This is a genomic window from Pseudarthrobacter albicanus (assembly GCF_018224015.1).
In the GTDB taxonomy this organism is placed as follows: domain Bacteria; phylum Actinomycetota; class Actinomycetes; order Actinomycetales; family Micrococcaceae; genus Arthrobacter; species Arthrobacter albicanus.
The window spans coordinates 1-1723 of record NZ_JAGPOT010000177.1; the positions used below are offsets into that span (position 1 = coordinate 1).

At 60.2% G+C, this 1723-nt stretch carries 1 protein-coding gene; it reads left to right on the forward strand.

Features of this window, described 5'->3' with window-relative positions; genetic code table 11:
- Positions 1–173: 173 nt before the first annotated feature.
- Positions 174–1723, forward strand: a 1550-nt coding sequence (locus J9611_RS21255) for an APC family permease (protein ID WP_211883208.1), incomplete at its 3' end; no start/stop codon positions are given.

Below are 1723 nucleotides of genomic sequence, written 5' to 3' on the forward strand. Positions count from 1 at the left end.
AGTGATCTGTTTCACAGGAGACGCTGCCGGAACGGTCCGAAGTCCTGCAAAGATCGCAGACCGGACGAAGAAGCACTTCCCCCGGATACGACACCCCCGAATTCGGCCCCCACCGGCATCCTCCTCAACGACCCCAACGGCGCAATCATTCAGATTCGACTAAGGACTCCCCCATGTCTCAACTCAAGCACCACGATACGAGCGGTCTCAGCGACTTTGGCTACAAGCAGTCGCTCTCGACCGGGAGTATCGGTAAATTCGCCAGCTTCGCGGCTGGCGTCAGCTACATTTCCATCCTCACTAGTGTTTTTCAGCTTTTCTACTTCGGCTACGGCACCGCAGGACCGGCCTATTGGTGGACCTGGGTCGGAGTATTCGTCGGCCAGCTGATGGTCGCGCTCGTCTTTGCCGAGCTCGCGGGCCGGTATCCGGTCGCGGGCGCCGTATACAACTGGTCCAAGCAGCTTGCCTCGAAAACGACGTCCTGGATGGCAGGCTGGCTGATGCTGATCGCGTCGATCGTCACAATCGGCGCTGTCGCACTGTCTCTTCAGATTACGATGCCGCAGATCTGGCAGGGCTTCCAGATGGTCGGTGACGGAACCGGCCCCTACGACTTCGCGGTCAACGGCGTCCTGCTTGCAACGATCCTGATCACCTTCACCACCCTCGTGAATGCGTTTGGCGTCAAACTGACGACCGCCATCAACAGCATCGGCGTATTTGTGGAACTCTTCGCGGCTGTATTCCTGGTCCTCGCTCTGGCATGGCACGCAGTACGCGGGCCCGAGGTCGTTTTCGACACCCAGGGTCTGGGTCAAGGCCAACCCCTCGGATACTTCGGCGTCTTCCTTATCGCAGCCATGGCCTCCGGCTACGCCATGTACGGTTTCGACACCGCCGGTTCCCTCGGAGAAGAAACCAAGAACCCGAAGAAGACCGCGCCAAGGGCAATCATCAGGGCCGTAACGGCATCCTTCATCCTGGGCGGAGCAGTGCTCCTCGCTGCCCTCCTCGCTGCTCCGGACCTGTCTGACCCCAAGCTCGGGGAAGCAGACGGAGGCCTGCAGTACATCGTCCTGTCGGTCCTCGGAGGACCCTTCGGCAAGGCCTTCCTGCTCTGCGTCGTGGTGGCAATCACTGTCTGCGCACTCGCCGTCCATGCTGCGGCCATCCGCATGATGTTCGCGATGGCGCGGGACAATAACCTGCCATTCAGCAGCCAGCTTGCAAAAGTCCACCCGGTTCGGAAGACCCCCACGACGGCGGCCATCACCACCGGCGTTCTCGCAATCATCCCGCTGCTGATCAATATCGGCCAGCCCGCCATCTTTACGATTCTTTCCAGCATTGGAATCGTGCTGATCTACCTGGCCTACCTGCTGGTCACCGCTCCCATGCTCCGTAACAGGTTCCTGAAAAAGTGGCCGCTGGCTGACGATGGGGCAGAGTCAGGCTTCAGCCTGGGTAAGAAGCGGGGCTTTATCGTCAATCTCATTGCCGTGGTCTGGGGAGCCGCAATGACCGTCAACCTGATCTGGCCTCGGCCGGAGATCTACAACTCCGAGCCACCGTTCGAGTGGTATTTCCAGTGGGGCGGGGTCATCTTCGTCGGATTCGTCGTTGTGGTCGGTCTCCTGCTGTACAGGCTGCGTATCAGGCACCGCACGGGTGTGCTGGAAGAACATGCGGCAGCAGTGCCGGACTCCGCTGACGCTGACGA